The 15,242-nt window shown below is 60.6% G+C and carries 14 protein-coding genes; 6 read left to right on the forward strand and 8 right to left on the reverse strand.

What is annotated here, in order from left to right; all coding sequences use genetic code 11:
* The 6 genes from AC04SG_RS24400 to AC04SG_RS24425 all read right to left on the reverse strand — a co-directional run bounded on the left by AC04SG_RS24400 (position 1) and on the right by AC04SG_RS24425 (position 6,084).
* Positions 1-786, reverse strand: coding sequence for an ABC transporter permease (locus tag AC04SG_RS24400; RefSeq protein WP_488553121.1), 786 nt, complete (start codon positions 784-786; stop codon positions 1-3).
* Positions 787-818: 32 nt separating this feature from the next.
* Positions 819-1,775 (reverse strand): GDP-mannose 4,6-dehydratase, encoded by a 957-nt coding sequence (locus AC04SG_RS24405; RefSeq protein ID WP_488553122.1) that lies wholly within the window; start codon positions 1,773-1,775, stop codon positions 819-821.
* 26 nt (positions 1,776-1,801) lie between these two features.
* Complete coding sequence (gene gmd, locus AC04SG_RS24410; protein WP_488553123.1) at positions 1,802-2,788, reverse strand: GDP-mannose 4,6-dehydratase; 987 nt, start codon at positions 2,786-2,788, stop codon at positions 1,802-1,804.
* Between the two features lie 88 nt (positions 2,789-2,876).
* On the reverse strand, positions 2,877-4,292 hold the full coding sequence (locus tag AC04SG_RS24415) for a mannose-1-phosphate guanylyltransferase/mannose-6-phosphate isomerase (protein WP_488553124.1): 1,416 nt from the start codon (positions 4,290-4,292) through the stop codon (positions 2,877-2,879).
* On the reverse strand, positions 4,289-5,716 hold the full coding sequence (locus AC04SG_RS24420) for a phosphomannomutase (protein WP_488553151.1): 1,428 nt from the start codon (positions 5,714-5,716) through the stop codon (positions 4,289-4,291). The genes AC04SG_RS24415 and AC04SG_RS24420 overlap by 4 nt, the downstream gene beginning before the upstream one ends.
* Before the next feature lie 50 nt (positions 5,717-5,766).
* Complete coding sequence (locus AC04SG_RS24425; protein ID WP_488553125.1) at positions 5,767-6,084, reverse strand: hypothetical protein; 318 nt, start codon at positions 6,082-6,084, stop codon at positions 5,767-5,769.
* 199 nt (positions 6,085-6,283) lie between these two features.
* On the opposite strand from AC04SG_RS24425, the gene rfbA reads away from it, so the two are divergent.
* The 6 genes from rfbA (at position 6,284) to AC04SG_RS24455 (ending at position 12,826) form a co-directional block, all read left to right on the forward strand.
* Positions 6,284-7,165: a glucose-1-phosphate thymidylyltransferase RfbA gene (gene rfbA, locus AC04SG_RS24430; protein ID WP_488553126.1), complete on the forward strand. Its 882-nt coding sequence runs from the start codon at positions 6,284-6,286 to the stop codon at positions 7,163-7,165.
* Position 7,166: 1 nt separating this feature from the next.
* A complete protein-coding gene (rfbC, locus tag AC04SG_RS24435) occupies positions 7,167-7,718 on the forward strand; it encodes a dTDP-4-dehydrorhamnose 3,5-epimerase (RefSeq protein ID WP_488553127.1) in 552 nt (183 codons plus the stop codon).
* A 25-nt stretch (positions 7,719-7,743) separates the two neighbouring features.
* The gene (gene rfbB / locus AC04SG_RS24440) at positions 7,744-8,838 is read left to right on the forward strand and encodes a dTDP-glucose 4,6-dehydratase (protein WP_488553128.1); all 1,095 of its coding nucleotides are present in this window, start codon (positions 7,744-7,746) and stop codon (positions 8,836-8,838) included.
* Positions 8,835-9,722 carry a dTDP-4-dehydrorhamnose reductase gene (rfbD, locus tag AC04SG_RS24445; protein ID WP_488553129.1) on the forward strand — a complete coding sequence of 296 codons (888 nt, stop codon included), beginning with the start codon at positions 8,835-8,837 and terminating at the stop codon, positions 9,720-9,722. The genes rfbB and rfbD overlap by 4 nt, the downstream gene beginning before the upstream one ends.
* Before the next feature lie 370 nt (positions 9,723-10,092).
* Entirely contained in the window at positions 10,093-12,081 is a 1,989-nt protein-coding gene (locus AC04SG_RS24450; RefSeq protein WP_488553130.1) for an SDR family NAD(P)-dependent oxidoreductase, read from the forward strand.
* A gap of 202 nt (positions 12,082-12,283) precedes the next feature.
* Positions 12,284-12,826: a sugar transferase gene (locus AC04SG_RS24455; protein ID WP_488553131.1), complete on the forward strand. Its 543-nt coding sequence runs from the start codon at positions 12,284-12,286 to the stop codon at positions 12,824-12,826.
* Here AC04SG_RS24455 and AC04SG_RS24460 read toward each other — a convergent pair.
* Together AC04SG_RS24460 and AC04SG_RS24465 are read right to left on the reverse strand one after the other, a co-directional pair.
* Positions 12,814-13,767: an NAD-dependent epimerase/dehydratase family protein gene (locus tag AC04SG_RS24460; protein WP_488553132.1), complete on the reverse strand. Its 954-nt coding sequence runs from the start codon at positions 13,765-13,767 to the stop codon at positions 12,814-12,816. The two genes, AC04SG_RS24455 and AC04SG_RS24460, sit on opposite strands and share 13 nt — an antisense overlap.
* Entirely contained in the window at positions 13,764-15,047 is a 1,284-nt protein-coding gene (locus AC04SG_RS24465; RefSeq protein WP_488553133.1) for an O-antigen ligase family protein, read from the reverse strand. The genes AC04SG_RS24460 and AC04SG_RS24465 overlap by 4 nt, the downstream gene beginning before the upstream one ends.
* Between the last annotated feature and the right edge of the window lie 195 nt (positions 15,048-15,242).

The following is a 15,242-nucleotide window of genomic DNA, read 5'->3' on the forward strand; positions in this document are numbered from 1 at the left end:
CTACAACACGTCAATGAGTTCGGGGCTTGCGCGACGAAAGAAAATCATCGCGAAGGTCACGCTCAGGAGCCCCAAGACCGCCGGCATGATCAAGCTTTCCGGATTCGGCCAGCGGTTGAACAACAGCGCATCCTGATACAGCGCCACCAACGGCGCAACCGGATTGAGACCGATCACAAAACTGTACTTCTCGGGCAGTACATTGGCCGGGTAGACAATTGGCGTCAGCCAGTACCAGAGCTGCAGCACGATCGTCATCACCTGCGCGATGTCGCGGATGAACACGTTCATCACTCCGAGGATGACGCCGAGACCGAAGCCGATCGCCGCAATCAGGACGATCCCGATCGGCAGCAGGATCAACGCGCGGCCCGGAATATGTCCCAGGAAGATGAAGATGATGAACAGGGCGACGAGCAGCAGCAGATGATTGATCAACGCCGTGCCCCCCACGATCACGGGCAGGCACAGACGCGGAAAGGCGATCTTCTTCATCACCGGTGCCTGCTCGATGAAGACCGTCATGCTGCGAGTGAGAATCTCGCTGAACAAATTCCACGCGGCCATGCCGGACAGAAGATAGATCGGATAGGCAGCTGGGCTGTCCGTATCCGGAAGCCGAGCCTTGAGAACTTCCGAAAGGACAATCGAGAAGATAAGCGCCTGTGCAAGTGGATGAAGGATGAACCAAAGGCCGCCCAAGCGTGAGCGCACGAAACGTCCCTTCAGTTCGCCTCTGATGGAGGAGATGATGAAATGGCGGTATTGCCATAGACTTCGGAACATGTGCTCGGTCCTTGCGCCCTGCCGCGACAGAGTCAGCGGGCGTTACATAGCCGGTGCCAATATCCGAAAACGTCGGCGATTGTCTGCTCGAATGGCACCAAAGGCGTCCAATTCAGCTTGGCGCGTGCCTTTGACGCATCACCCCAGGCAACAGGGATGTCGTTCGGACGAAGTTTTTTAGGGTCGGCGCGGACTTCGATGTCGATGCCCGACTGCGCAATCAGCGCGTCCAGGATATCCCGGATCTTCCGCGGCTGTCCGGATGCCAAGTTGTAAACATGGTCCGGTTCGGCATCCAGGTCGAGAATCGCGGAACTCGCATATGCGCGCACAACGTCGCGAACATCCAGGAAATCGCGCTCGGCTTCAAGATTGCCTACGTGAATGATCGGTTCGCTTTTGCCGGACACGATCTCGGCGATCTGGCGTGCGAAGTTGGAGACCACGTAGGTATCGGACTGACCAGGGCCGGTGTGATTGAACGGGCGAAAGCGGACAGCGCGCAGACCGTCATATGCCATTTGCCCGATCATCAGGTCTGCGGCCGCCTTGGTGGCGCCGTAGACGTTCATCGGCCGAAGCGGCGCGCTTTCCGTCACCGGGCCGGCTACGTTGAGGAACGAAGCGCCATAGGCCTCCGAACTCCCAACGTAAACGAACCGTGCCTTCGGCGCGTGTCGCAGCACGGATTCGGCAAGATTCATCGTTCCCGTGACATTGACGTTCCAGGCGTGTCGTGGCGCGTTGCGTGCATCGGAAGGTGCGGCGACCGCTGCCAAATGGATAAGCGCGGTCGGCTGTACCTCGCGGACGGCGGTGTCAACCGCTTCCCGGTCCAGCAGGTCGATTGCGTTTTGTTGCTCTTTGCCGTGACCAAGCGCGAACACCTTGCAGTCGCCGTGGTCCCGTTCCAGCAGCTGCAACAGTGCCGAGCCGACGAACCCGCTTGCCCCGGTTATGAGGATGCGATGCGTGAACCTATCGACCATAACGCAAATGGGGCTTTCTGCTCAACTCAGCCTCTCGACGGGTTGGTATGGCGTTCGAGATCGGCATCCACCATTTCACGGATCATCTCTTCCAGCGAGATCGTCGCTTCCCAGCCCAGCTTCTGCTTTGCCTTCGCAGGATTGCCGAGCAGGATTTCGACTTCGGCCGGTCTGAACAACGCCGGATCGATGACAAGGTGGTCATCAATCTCAAGTCCGACATGTTGGAAGGCGATTCGGCACATATCGCGCACCGTCGTCGTCCTGCCTGTCGCGATGACATAGTCATCCGGCTGGTCCTGTTGCAGCATCAGCCACATGGCGCGGACATAGTCCTTCGAGTGACCCCAGTCCCGCTTGGCGTCGATGTTTCCAAGCCGCAGTTCCTTGGACATGCCCTTCTTGATGCGCGCGACCGCGTCCGTGACTTTGCGGGTCACGAACTCGATGCCGCGAAGTGGTGATTCGTGATTGAACAAGATGCCGCTCGAGGCATGCAGGCCGAAGCTTTCGCGATAGTTGATCGTTATCCAGTGGCCATAGAGCTTCGCTACGGCATAGGGGGAGCGAGGATGAAAAGGCGTCGTCTCCGATTGCATTGGTTCCTGGATAAGGCCGTACATTTCGGACGACGACGCTTGATAGAAGCGCGCCTCGGGCGATTCGAGGCGGAGCGCCTCAAGAACGTTGGTCACGCCTATGCCGGTGACGTTGCCCGTCAGGATCGGCTGCTGCCACGATGATTTGACGAAGGACTGGGCCGCAAGATTGTAGACTTCGTCCGGCCTTATGTCGCGCATGGTTCGAGCCAAGCCTGACAGATCCGTCAGGTTTCCGTCAACGATCCGGACGTCTTTCTCGATGCCAAGCCATTTCAGTCGCGTGGTGTTCACGTCTGCAGTGCTCGATCGCCTGGCCAGCCCGTGAACTTCATAGCCCTTGGAGAGCAGCAGCTCAGCCAGGTAGGCGCCGTCCTGCCCGGTGACGCCCGTTATCAGTGCTGTCTTTGTCATCAATTCTCTCGATTGTGTCTGATGATTGCTCCGCCCCAGCCCAGAATTGATGTTTGCTCGCCCCAAGCCCTGCGAGCCAAATGAATTGTCAGGTGCGACCGTATACGTCGTCGAACCGCACGATGTCATCCTCGCCGAGATACTCGCCGCTTTGGACCTCGATCATCACCAAGCCAATATTGCCGGGGTTTTCCAGCCGATGTTTGTGGCCGCACGGGATATAGGTGGATTGGTTGGTGGTCAGGAGCAATTCCTGGTCCCCGTTGACTATCTTCGCCGTGCCGCTGACCACGACCCAGTGCTCCGAACGATGATAGTGCATTTGCAGGCTCAAGCGCCCACCCGGCTTCACCTCGATGCGTTTGATCTTGAAGCGTTCGCCTTCCTCCAACACCGTGTAAGTGCCCCACGGTCGATGCACGGTGCTGTGAAGCAAATGCGCATCATGTCCGGAAGCCTTGAGGGACTCGAACAACTTCTTGACGTCCTGGACGCGGTCGCGGGACGCCACGAGCAAGGCATCCGGGGAATCCACGATCACTAGGTCGCTGATGCCGACCGTGCCGATGACGCGCTTGCCCGAACTTATGTAGCTGCCGGTTGTGTCCACCATGCGAACGTCGCCGCGAATTCTGTTCCCGCTCTCGTCGGCTGCGACCAGTTCGGCCATCGCGTTCCACGATCCAATGTCGTTCCATTCCATGTCGCAGGGGACGACCGCCAGGTTTTGGGTCTTTTCCATTACCGCGTGGTCGAGCGAAATACGCGGAGCCAAGGCGAAATGTTCTGATGAGAGTTCGACGTTCGCAAAGCCTTCGCCATGGCTAACGCGACCGTCCTCGTAACTGGCGAGAACGGCCTCGATCACGGCAGGAGAATGCGAAGCCATTTCATCAAGCATGACCTGCGCTCTGAAGCAGAAGATGCCGGCGTTCCAGAAGAAGCGCTTGGACGCGACATAGGCCTTAGCCGTCTCGATATCCGGTTTTTCGACGAAGCGGACAACTTTTTCGCCGTCTGTCTCGATATAGCCGAATGCCGTGTCCGGCCGGGTCGGGTTTATGCCCAGGGTTGCGATACGTCCTTGCTTCGCATGTTCGATTGCCCTGGCCATGACGCTTAGAAATGCCGGCACGTTCCCGATCATGTGATCGGCGGGAAAGATGCACAGAATGGCGTCGGGGCCTTGCGTTGCCTTGACGTGGATCGTGGCCGCTGCCACAGCGGCGGCAGTATCGCGCCCCTCTGGTTCAAGCAGAAAGGTGCGCGGCAGGATGACTGATTCCAGCTCGTCGAAATCGTCTTTCGTGAGGAAAAGGTGTTCCCTGGACGTCACGGTGACAAGCTCGACGACATCCGGGATCGAGGCAGCGCGCAACACAGTATGCTGTATGAGCGAATGTCCGTCCGCCACCTTGAGGAAGGGTTTGGGATGCGACTGCCGGGAGGCCGGCCATAGTCGCGAACCAGCTCCACCGCTGATGATGACCGGAACAACTTTCATCGAACGACCTCAGTGTCTGTGGACGCGGTTGCCCGCACCTTCTCCAGTGTCTGCGCTACGAGCGCTGTCGCCCTGTCGAAGTCCGCGGCCTCTGAATAACAGCGCAATTCCGGCGCATTTCCGGACGGCCGCAAGTGTATGATCTCGCCTGTATGCATCCGCGCCCTGATGCCATCGGTTTCATCGACGTCGGCAACAGTGCCAAACGGGGCTAGAAACTGCTGGAGCGAATCCAAGCTCGCCAGGTGGCGCAGCAGTTTGCGCGAGCTCTCCAGGGGAAAGTTCTCAAGTCGTTCGCTTGCGCAGGATGGGAGCTTCCACATCTCGCGTAAGCGAGACAAGGGAGTTTTTGTCGATGCCACAGTGCCGAGCACTGCCAGAATCGGGAGGAGCGCGTCCCGTGTCGGCAGTGCCGTCAGCGTCTTGTCATTCAGCTGGCAGTCCGATCCCAGGAGCACGCCGCCATTGGCCTCGAAGCCGACGACAATCTTGTCATCGTCGTATGCAGCTTCCATGCCCGCAATAACAAATGGCGATCCGACCTTTGTTCTTCTCACCTCCAAACCCAGGGCATTTGAAATGCCCGAATTGGAGGTCACCGGTGTCACGACAGTATCCGCAGTCACGAAAAGCGCCGTGGCGAGCCCGATCAGGTCCCCCCGAAACAGATCACCGTTCTCGTCAGCGACAAGGGGTCGGTCGGCATCGGCATCCGTGGACACAATGGCGTCAAGCTTGAATTCGTGGGCCCAACCCTTCAGCTTCGCAAGCGTGGCCGCATCCACGGCTTCGGTATCGACTGGCACGAAGGTTTCAGTTTTTCCGACGGGAACGACGTTGGCCCCGAACGATTGAAGAACCTCTACCAGCAACTCCGCTGCGACCGAACTGTGCTGATAGACACCGACCCTCATGCCCGAAAGAGAGCCCGGCTCCAATATGTCATTGGCGCGGTCTCGATAGGACGCGACCGCTTCGTCATGACAAACCGGCCACGTTCCGCGCGCGGGCGGCCATTGGTACACATTTGACCGTTCGGCGACATAGTTCGTGATCGCAGCCTCATCTGCTTTGTCGATCTCACCTTTCTGGCTGTAAAACTTGATGCCGTTGCGATCCGCGGGGATATGCGAGCCAGTTACCATGATGGCCGCGGCACAGTGTTTTTGGGCATATAGAGCGAGAGCCGGCGTAGGGAGGATGCCGCAATCCAAGGGCTGAAACCCGCTTGCGGCCAAGGCTGCCATGCAGTTGTCCGCAATTGTCTGACTGCTATCGCGTCGATCACGGCCAACGAAGACCTGGCCATTGGATTGGAATCCACTGGAAACCAAACGCTTAGCAAAAGCTTCAGTATAAAGGCCGGTTGGCTTTCCAACCAATTCCGAAGCCAAACCCCGAACACCGCTTGACCCGAATTTCATCATTCTGCTTTTGTTATTTTAAATTCAGGCCGCTACTTATTGAAGTCAGTTCACCTGTCAACAGCAAAAATGGCTTCGGAATCCGCGTCTTTTCTAATATGCCAAGGAAATATCTCGTTGCCAGCAGCATTTTCGACGGCGCCCAGCGTCTCTTCTAGGCTGTGGAGAAGCACTGGCAACGGCTTAGCGGGCGCTTCCGTATCGCCCGCCTGAAGGCCTCCGTCGAGCCCCACAGCAAGGCCGGCCTCATGATCGGTGAACGGCCATGAAAAGGCGGCTGCGCGGAAGGTCGTCAGCCGTCTCGCTTTGCGCCCATCACCCGCGGGCTGCCAGTACTCTTGGATCGTTAATGGCTGCTCCTTTGGCATCGGACGGGATGCCAAGAGAGTAGCCACCATTCGTCCGCTGCAAAAATGCGGCCACCGGCTCTATCCTGTGTTACCTTTTGCGGGCGGCGGGAAGCAGGCGCCGAGCAGAGGCTCGGCAACCGGCAGGCCCTGCCTGGTCAGCACCTCGCGATAGGCACGGGCGCGCTCTGACCGGCTTGGGTAACTCAAGGAGATTCGGTTGAAGGGGATTATACTTGCTGGAGACAGCGGAACCCGCCTTTATCCTATAACATTAGCGATATCTAAACAAATTCTACCGATACATGACAAGCCGATGATCTACTATCCGCTGAGCGTATTGATGCTCGCCGGAATTCGCGAGATTCTTATCATCTCGACGCCACGCGACTTGCCGATCTTTCGCGAGTTGCTGGGTGACGGTTCGGAGTTCGGGCTCGAATTGTCCTATGCCGAACAGCCGCGGCCCAACGGCCTTGCCGAAGCCTTCATCATCGGCCGCGACTTCATCGGCAAGGACAATGTTTCGATGATCCTCGGCGACAACATCTATTTCGGCGAGGGCCTGTCGCAGCTCTGCCGCACTGCCGCGCAGCGGGAAAGCGGCGCGTCGGTGTTCGCCTACCATGTCGAGAATCCGCAGCGCTATGGCGTGGTGTCGTTCGACAAGGTCAGCGGCACCGCTTTGACGATCGAGGAAAAGCCGGAGAAGCCGAAGTCCAACTGGGCGGTCACCGGCCTCTATTTCTACGACAACGAGGTCGTCGACATCGCTTCGACGATCAAGCCCTCGGCGCGCGGCGAGCTCGAGATCACGGCGGCCAACAACGTCTATCTCGAGCGCGGGCAGCTGCATGTGCATCAGCTCGGCCGCGGCTATGCCTGGCTCGACACCGGCACGCATGACAGCCTGCATGAGGCATCTTCCTTCGTGCGCACCATCGAGCACCGCCAGGGCATCAAGGTTGCCTGTCCTGAAGAAATCGCTTTCGAGCAGGGCTGGCTGACCGCCGACAAGGTGCTTGAGCGCGCCACGCGCCTGGGCAAGAATGAATACGCCGCCTATCTGCGCCGGCGTGTCACCGAGCTGACGGAGAACTAGAGTGGACGTCAGGCAGCTCGGTCTTGATGGCGTGCTCGAGATCGTGCCGAAGCGGCACGGCGATGCGCGCGGCTATTTCATCGAGACCTGGAATGCCGAGCGCTTTTTTGAAGCCGGCATCGATTTGCGTTTCGTCCAGGACAATCACTCCTATTCGGCGGCGGCAGGTGTCGTGCGGGGACTTCACTATCAGCTTCCTCCACGCGCGCAGGACAAGTTGCTGCGTGTGATCAGAGGCAAGATCCTCGACGTCGCGGTCGACATTCGCCGCAGCTCGAAAACCTTCGGAAAATGGGTCGCGCTCGAAATATCGGCCGAGAAAGGCAACCAGATCCTGGTGCCGAAGGGCTTCGCGCACGGCTTCGTCACGCTCGTGCCGGACACCGAGGTCCTGTATAAGGTCACCGACACCTATTCGCCGGCGCACGACCGATCGATCCGTTTCGACGACCCCGACATCGGCATCGATTGGCCATCGCCCGCCGGCGGCTTCGAGCTCTCGGCCAAGGACCTCAAGGCGCCGACGCTCGCCGCTGCCGAGGTGTTCGCATGACGCGCGACGATGTGAGGAGAGCGCCATGAATTTTCTGGTGACAGGCGGTGCCGGCTTCATCGGCTCGGCGGTGTGCCGTCATTTGTGCGCCAATCCGGCCTACCATGTGACCAATCTCGACAAACTCACCTATGCCGGCAATCTGGCCTCGCTGCGCACGATCGAGAATGCGCATAACTACAAATTTGCGCAGGCCGACATCTGTGACGAGCGGGCGGTCCTCGACATCCTCCACCGCGACGAGATCGACGTCGTCATGAATCTCGCCGCCGAAAGCCATGTCGACCGCTCGATCGACGGACCCGGCGCCTTCATCGAGACCAACATCGTCGGCACCTATCGGGTGCTGAATTCGGCGCTCGAATATTGGCGCGGCCTTGGCGAGGACAGGAAAGCCCGCTTCCGCTTCCATCATGTCTCGACCGACGAGGTGTTCGGCGATCTGCCCTTCGACAGCGGCATGTTTGTCGAGGAAACGCCTTACGCGCCGTCCTCGCCCTATTCCGCCTCGAAGGCGGCGTCCGACCACTTGGTGCGGGCATGGCACGAGACGTATGGCCTGCCGGTCGTGCTCTCCAACTGCTCGAACAATTACGGGCCCTATCACTTTCCCGAAAAGCTGATCCCGCTGGTGATCCTCAACGCGCTCGACGAAAAGCCGCTGCCGGTCTACGGCGCCGGCGCCAATGTGCGCGACTGGCTGTTCGTCGAGGATCATGCGCGCGCCCTGGAACTGGTCGCCACCAAGGGTCAGCCGGGCGAGAGCTACAATGTCGGCGGCAATTCCGAACGAACCAACTTGAGCGTCGTCGAGACGATCTGCGACCTTCTCGACGCCAGAAGGCCACGCGCCGGCGGCAAACGCTATCGCGACCTGATCAGCTTCGTCACCGATCGCCCGGGTCACGACCGCCGCTACGCCATCGACGCCTCCAAGATCGGCCGTGACCTCGGCTGGACGCCTGCCGAGAGTTTCGACAGCGGCCTGGCAAGAACGGTCGACTGGTTCCTCGACAACAAATGGTGGTGGGGCCCGATCCGCGAGCAGCGCTATGCCGGCGAGCGGCTCGGGCAAGTCCAGCCCCGCGGCCAGATTGAAGGCAGGAAGGGCGCGGCGTGAGGCTGGTTGTCACCGGACGCGACGGTCAGGTCGCCACCAGCCTGCTGGAGGCCGGGCAGAGGCGCGATGACGTTGAGGTCGTCGCGGTCGGTCGGCCGACGCTCGATCTCACGCAGCCCGACACGGTGTTCGATGCTCTCGCAGCAGTGCGGCCGGACATCGTGGTGTCGGCTGCCGCCTACACCGCGGTCGACCAGGCCGAGGACGAGCCCGATCTTGCTTTCGCGGTGAACGCCGTCGGCGCCGGCAAGGTCGCCGAGGCGGCCGCGAAGCTCGGCGTGCCCGTCATCCATCTGTCGACCGACTATGTCTTCGACGGTTCCAAGGACGGCGCCTATGTCGAGACCGACGCCACCGCGCCGCTTGGCGTCTACGGCGCCTCCAAGCTCGCCGGCGAACAGGCGGTGGCAGCGCTCAATCCGCACCACCTGATTCTGCGCACCGCCTGGGTCTACAGCCCGTTCGGCAGGAATTTCGTCAGGACCATGCTGAAGCTGGCCGGCGACCGCGACGAGATCGCTGTCGTCTCCGACCAATGGGGAAATCCGACCTCCGCATTTGATATTGCCGATGCGATCCTGCATGCGGCGGCGATGTTGTGCGACGACGAGGGCTTCGATGGCTATGGGATCTACCATCTCGCCGGAGCTGGCGACGTCAACTGGAGCGGCTTTGCCCGTCACATGCTCGACACGAGCGCACGGTACGGCGGCCCCACAGCGCGGGTGCGGGACATCGCGACCAGCGACTTTCCGACCAAGGCACGGCGCCCCCCCAATTCACGGCTGTCGATGGCAAAATTCGCCACGACTTTTGGCTGGAATGCGCTGGATTGGCCGAAATCGACGCAAAAGGTGGTTCTATATCTCCTTCGGCCTGCTTGATGATGCCGTTGCCAGGATCTGTCCATAAAAGGGGCGCGAATCGGCAAATTCGCGGATTCTTGATCACGAACAGAGGCGCAACCTCGCCTCGCAGGTGCACTCCTGCTTTTGATGCCCCCCGTTGCACCTGTCGTCCCAGCGGCTCGACTTTTTGCGAAAATCTCGCGAAAATATTAGCCGATGATCTCCCAATCCCTTAACCAAGCAGCTTGCGAAAAAAATATCTGGCGACGACCTCAACTCCACGCTATGCGATACAAAGCGGCGGGGCTGGGATTGGCACTCTAAACTGGTGATCGGTGACGGGTTTCCGTCGCTCTCGCACTACGTTAGTGTCCAAGTCCTTGTGCCTGGAGTTCAGTACTACCCAATGACATCCTATGTAGAAGCCGTATCGGGACTTCGGCCGAAGATGCGGCGCGCCATTATAATGATCCAGGACCTGGTCATGGTCTTGGTCGCGGTGGCGCTGAGTCTCGGGCTTTCGCAGTCGAGACTTTCATTCGACGCGCTCTCCTGGCCGGGCCTGGCGTGCTGGGTGAGCATTGTTCTTCTCAGCCATCTCTTGTTTCGCTATTGCGGCCTCTACAACACCGTTTGGCGTTTCGCCTCCACGCCGGACTTCTTCAACATCCTGAAGAGCTGCGCGATCCTGACCGTCACGCTCTATGTCGTCTCGCTGGCGGTCCGATGGTTTCAGCCGGTGACCGGCCTCAACGAGCGCCAGTTCATCGTCTTTTTCCTCGTCTCGTTCACCATCATTTCGGCGCCGCGGCTCTACTACCGCTTCCTGCGCGACGGGGCGAGCTGGCGAATCCTGAGCCGCAACGCAAACAATGTTGCGATCAAGCAGGCGCTGTTCGTCGGCAGGCTGGGCGAAGCCGACGTCATCATTAGGTTCACGCGCACGGCAGCGCCGGCCGAGTATTCCATCGCCGGCATCATGGCCATCGAGAACGGCGCGCCGCTGGGCACGCAGATCCAGGGCGTCCCGGTGGTGGCAGTGCGGCCCCACCTGGTCGAGGTGCTGGAAGAATATGCAAGAGGTACCAAAAGCCTCGACATGCTGATTTTCGGCAATGGCACCGAACGCGAGATCGAGGAGTATTCGGAGCTGGTCCGTGTCGCCCGTCACAGCGGCATCGCCGTCGTCCAGTTCTCCGGCGTCTCGGAGCTCGGGCAGGGCGGAAAGCTGGTTCTCGACGCTGTCGAGATGGAAACCATCCTGCGCCGCTCCACGGTTCCGTCGGACGTTGAGCGCATTGGCGACTTCGTCGGCGGCAAGCGCGTGCTGGTGACCGGCGGCGCCGGCTCCATCGGCCGCATCCTGGTCAAGCGGGCGCTGGAACTCGGCGCCGAGGCGGTTTTGGTTGCCGACATCTCGGAGTTCGGGATTTTCCAGCTCGACCAACAGGTCGACGAGAAAGATCATGCCCGGCTCAAGAGCCGCATCGTCGATGTCACCGACCGGCGCCAGATCACTCGCGTCGTCAGCGACTTCAAGCCCGACATCATCTTCCACGCCGCCGCGCTCAAACATGTGCCGCTGCTTGAGGAAAACTGGGAATCGGCGATCCAGACCAACATTTTGGGTACTCTCGTCTGCGCCGAGGTTGCCGCCAAATGTGGCGTGCCGCAGTTCCTGCTGATTTCCAGCGACAAGGCGGTCGATCCGACCTCGGTGCTCGGCATGACAAAGCGCGCCGCCGAGCAGATCGTCTCTTCGCTGCACGACACGCACGCCACCGAACCCAATGGCCGTCGCTCCGGCACCAAGTTCATCGCCGTGCGGTTCGGCAATGTCTTCGGCTCCAACGGTTCGGTCGCCACCATCTTCCAGGCGCAGATCGAGGCCGGCGGTCCGGTCACCATCACCGATCGCCGCATGACCCGCTACTTCATGACGGTGGCCGAAGCCGTCGACCTCGTCATCATGTCGGCGGCCGATGCCGAGCGGCGCCAGGGCAAGGACGATTACGCCATCTATATGCTCGACATGGGCAAGCCGGTGCCGATCCTCGAAGTCGCCGAAACCATGATCCGCATGGCCGGCAAAAGCCCCTACACCGACATTCCGATCCGTTTCACCGGGATCAGGCCGGGCGAGAAGCTTCACGAGGTGCTGCACGGCGGCAACGAGGAGATTGTCGCGCTCGATATCCCCAAGATCTTCGGCCTCAGAACCGATGTCGTGGGGTGGCCCAGGGTCCAGGCGGCGCTGACGTCGCTGCAGGCGGCCATGCGCGACCAGGACAAGGCCGCCGCGCTCGCCGTCATGGCCGGGCTCCATCAGGCGGAAGAGCCTCAAGCCGACGCACGCCGGGAAGCAGTTGTGAAAACAGTCGGACAAGCGGGTTAGAGCCTGTCGCGAGCGGCTGTGAATGGGCCGGCCACGATCCGCGGCCATTGGTGCGATACTGACAGCATGAGGCAAATCTGATCGGGGCCAACGTGTCGTGCTTGCCTTGTGCGAGCGGATGGCCGCGTACTACCCGACCGTCATTTTGCCTCCGGCTTTGGCCGGCATTGTTGTTTGAACCTGGGAGCATGCAAGGACGGCCATGAGGGGACCCAAGCGAGCTTTCGACCTCGTCGTGGCGGCGGTTCTCTTGCCGCTGACCTCGCCCGTCATTCTGCTTGCCATGCTGGCAATCAGGCTGTCGTCGCCTGGACCCGCATTGTTTTCGCAAATCCGGGTCGGACAAAATGGCGTGCCGTTTCGCTGCCATAAGCTGCGGACGATGGTTGCCGGAACGCCGTCTCTGCCCTCGCATCAGGCGCCGGCAAACTCCGTCACTTCCGTCGGCGCGGTGCTGCGAAAATTCAAGATCGACGAGCTGCCGCAGCTGTGGAATGTGCTTAAGGGCGAGATGAGCCTGGTCGGGCCGCGTCCTTGCCTGCCCACGCAAACGGAGCTGATCGAACGCCGCAGGCAATTGGGTGTGCTTGCGGCGCTTCCGGGCATTACCGGGCTGGCGCAGATGAAAGGCATCGACATGTCCGACCCGAAACTTTGCGCCGAGATCGATGCCGAATATCTCAGGATGGCCTCGATCGGTCTCGATGTCCGCATTCTCGTCGGTACGATCTTCTACCGCGGTTGAGCAACGCCGGATTTATAGCGGCGCGCAAGCTCGGTCAGTTGTTCGAGCGTGTCGGTCCGCGGCGCCCAGCCTTCGGAGACCAGCAAGGATGGATCGCAAATCTGTGTCGCTGTGATCGCTTCCCATGCTTTGCGTTTGCCCAATAAGGTCAACACTGCCCGCATCAGGCCGGCAGGCACTCTAGACAGCCGCAATGAGTAGCCAAAACCGTTCCGGAACGCCCCGATGATTGCCGAGACCGGGAGAGGAGGGAGATCGCAGGCGACATAGACGGGGCGAAGCGGCTGCTGACGGCTCAACAGATACACCGCGGTCCGCGCCGCCGCCTCGCATGACATCAGCGATCGTACGCCGCGGAAGGCCGCCGCCGGCAGCGACAAGGCCATAGGCATGCCGCCCAGGCGCATCAGCGTCGCCAGGTTTCCCTTCATGCCTTCGCCATAGATCGACGGCAGGCGCAGCGCGGTGGCATCGGTAGGTCTGGACGCATAGGCTTCCAGCGTCCTGATCTCGCCTTCGCGTTTCGAGCGGCCATAGGCGCATTGCGGGGCTGGCGGCGTCGCCTCGCTGATCGTTCCGCTGAAGCCGGGACCGGCCACCGCCCGGATCGAAGACAGATAGATGAAGCGCCCGCTGGCCTGCGCGGCGGCCGCGCGCGCCAACTGGGCGGTCAGTGTCGCATTGGCGGCCAGGAAGTCGGCCTCGCTCGCCTTGCGGTCATTGTTGAGAGCCGCACAGTGGACGACATGGGTGATATCTCGCATCAGCGCCTGGAATGCCTGGGCCGGCGCGTCGAAGTCCGGCAACAGCATGGCATCGCTCGCGGCATCAAGCTGTTCCGGGTGACGCGACGCCATGCGCACCTCGAACCCTGCTTCGCCAAGCTGGTTGACGACCTGCCTGCCGATGAGGCCCGTCGCGCCTGTGACCAGCACTTTCACGGCTGGCTTGCCTGCGGCATCGAGGCCGGTTCGGGCAACGCCTGTTGGCGGCCCGAAGCAAGATAGGTCCCGGATACCAGGAACACCATCAGTGTCGAATCGAGGATGTCGTGGCCGATCAGGATGCCGGTCAGGCCGGCGATCAGATAGGTGATCACGGTAGCGACGATCATCGTGGCACCGAACCGCTCGATGGTGTCGGTGCTGGTGCGCAGAACGATTGCTGCGTTTCTGGCGGCAACGACGAACACCGCCGCAAGCGTGATGGCGCCGATGAGCCCGGCCTCCACCAATGCAGTCAGAAAGCCGTTGTGGAAATGGCTGAAGCCCGTGTATGGCATGTTGAACTGATTGTTGAATCCATCCTTTATCAGCTCGCGGCTTGCAGCAATGCCGTGACCGAAAATCGGCATGTCGTGGAAAGCGCCGAGGCCGATCTGCCAAAGCGCTGCGCGGAAGCCGAGCGCCGTGGCATGGTCACCTTTCGTGGCCAGCGCATCCCAGTCGCTGAACAGGAAAGCTGCGCGCTCGTAAATGATCGGGAATCCGATGGCGGCGACAACCACGCCGATCGCGCCAGCAATCAGCAGCAGACGAATGGCGTTTCGGCTGGTGAGCCTGCGCCGGTTGATCAGCAGGACGGCGATGCCGGCCACCGGCAGTGCCAGCCATATGATCCGCGACCCCGAGTAGAGGATGGCGACCGCCCCGGCCAGCGCTGCGCAGGCAAGCAGGACCTTGTTCTTTTCGACGTTTGAAAGGGCGCCCGCCAGACACATCAGAACACTGAGGCAGGTGACCGTTGCAAACACGATCGCATTGCCCGCGCCGCCTTCGGCCCGCATGCCCAACCAGTAATATTGCACGATCGCCAGCAGCAGGGCGCCAAAACATGCGGCAGCGCTCGCCAGCACGACGATGCGCGCCAGCGTGGTTTTCTCGGTGATGCTCCAGGTTGCGTATGAGACGGGGAAAAACAGGAAGGTGATCAGCCCTGCCAGATGAGGCGCATCCTTGGCGATCGAATTGTTGACGATAGAGGCGAGCACGAAGGCTGCACAATAGGCATAGATGGCCACCGTCATCGCGACCATTGGCCGGTCGGTGTTGAAACGCCGTCTTTTCAGGGCAAGCAGAAACACCGACCACAGGCCGCCGCCATTGAACACAAAGCTGACCGCCGACCCCAGCACAGGCGGGCAAAAGAAGCAGAGAATGGAGAAGGTGATGTTGATCCGTGACGGCGAGAGGTGCTGCTTGATGGTGGAAATCGGGGTCAATGCTCTGGTTCACAATGCGCTGGGGTCGCTTGGCGACGGACGGTGTTTGGTGGCGACTTTTTTGCAGCATCCCGCCCGGCGCGGGTTCAGGAGCCGGTATAGCGGCTGGGCCCGGTTTTCGATAGTGCGGCGAGGATCTTGCAACCATCGAAATCCGTGGCATGGCCGCATCGCATAGCGACAGCATCCACCGGC

The organism is Mesorhizobium sp. CNPSo 4684, from assembly GCF_057784315.1.

What these genes read in the sequence shown, in the direction of transcription:
- AC04SG_RS24400 (WP_488553121.1), bottom strand. Translation starts at nt 786, where the DNA reads ATGTTCCGAAGTCTATGGCAATACCGCCATTTCATCATCTCCTCCATC.
- AC04SG_RS24405 (WP_488553122.1), bottom strand. Translation starts at nt 1,775, where the DNA reads ATGGTCGATAGGTTCACGCATCGCATCCTCATAACCGGGGCAAGCGGG.
- gmd (WP_488553123.1), bottom strand. Translation starts at nt 2,788, where the DNA reads ATGACAAAGACAGCACTGATAACGGGCGTCACCGGGCAGGACGGCGCC.
- AC04SG_RS24415 (WP_488553124.1), bottom strand. Translation starts at nt 4,292, where the DNA reads ATGAAAGTTGTTCCGGTCATCATCAGCGGTGGAGCTGGTTCGCGACTA.
- AC04SG_RS24420 (WP_488553151.1), bottom strand. Translation starts at nt 5,716, where the DNA reads ATGAAATTCGGGTCAAGCGGTGTTCGGGGTTTGGCTTCGGAATTGGTT.
- AC04SG_RS24425 (WP_488553125.1), bottom strand. Translation starts at nt 6,084, where the DNA reads ATGCCAAAGGAGCAGCCATTAACGATCCAAGAGTACTGGCAGCCCGCG.
- rfbB (WP_488553128.1), top strand. Translation starts at nt 7,744, where the DNA reads ATGAATTTTCTGGTGACAGGCGGTGCCGGCTTCATCGGCTCGGCGGTG.
- AC04SG_RS24450 (WP_488553130.1), top strand. Translation starts at nt 10,093, where the DNA reads ATGACATCCTATGTAGAAGCCGTATCGGGACTTCGGCCGAAGATGCGG.
- AC04SG_RS24455 (WP_488553131.1), top strand. Translation starts at nt 12,284, where the DNA reads ATGAGGGGACCCAAGCGAGCTTTCGACCTCGTCGTGGCGGCGGTTCTC.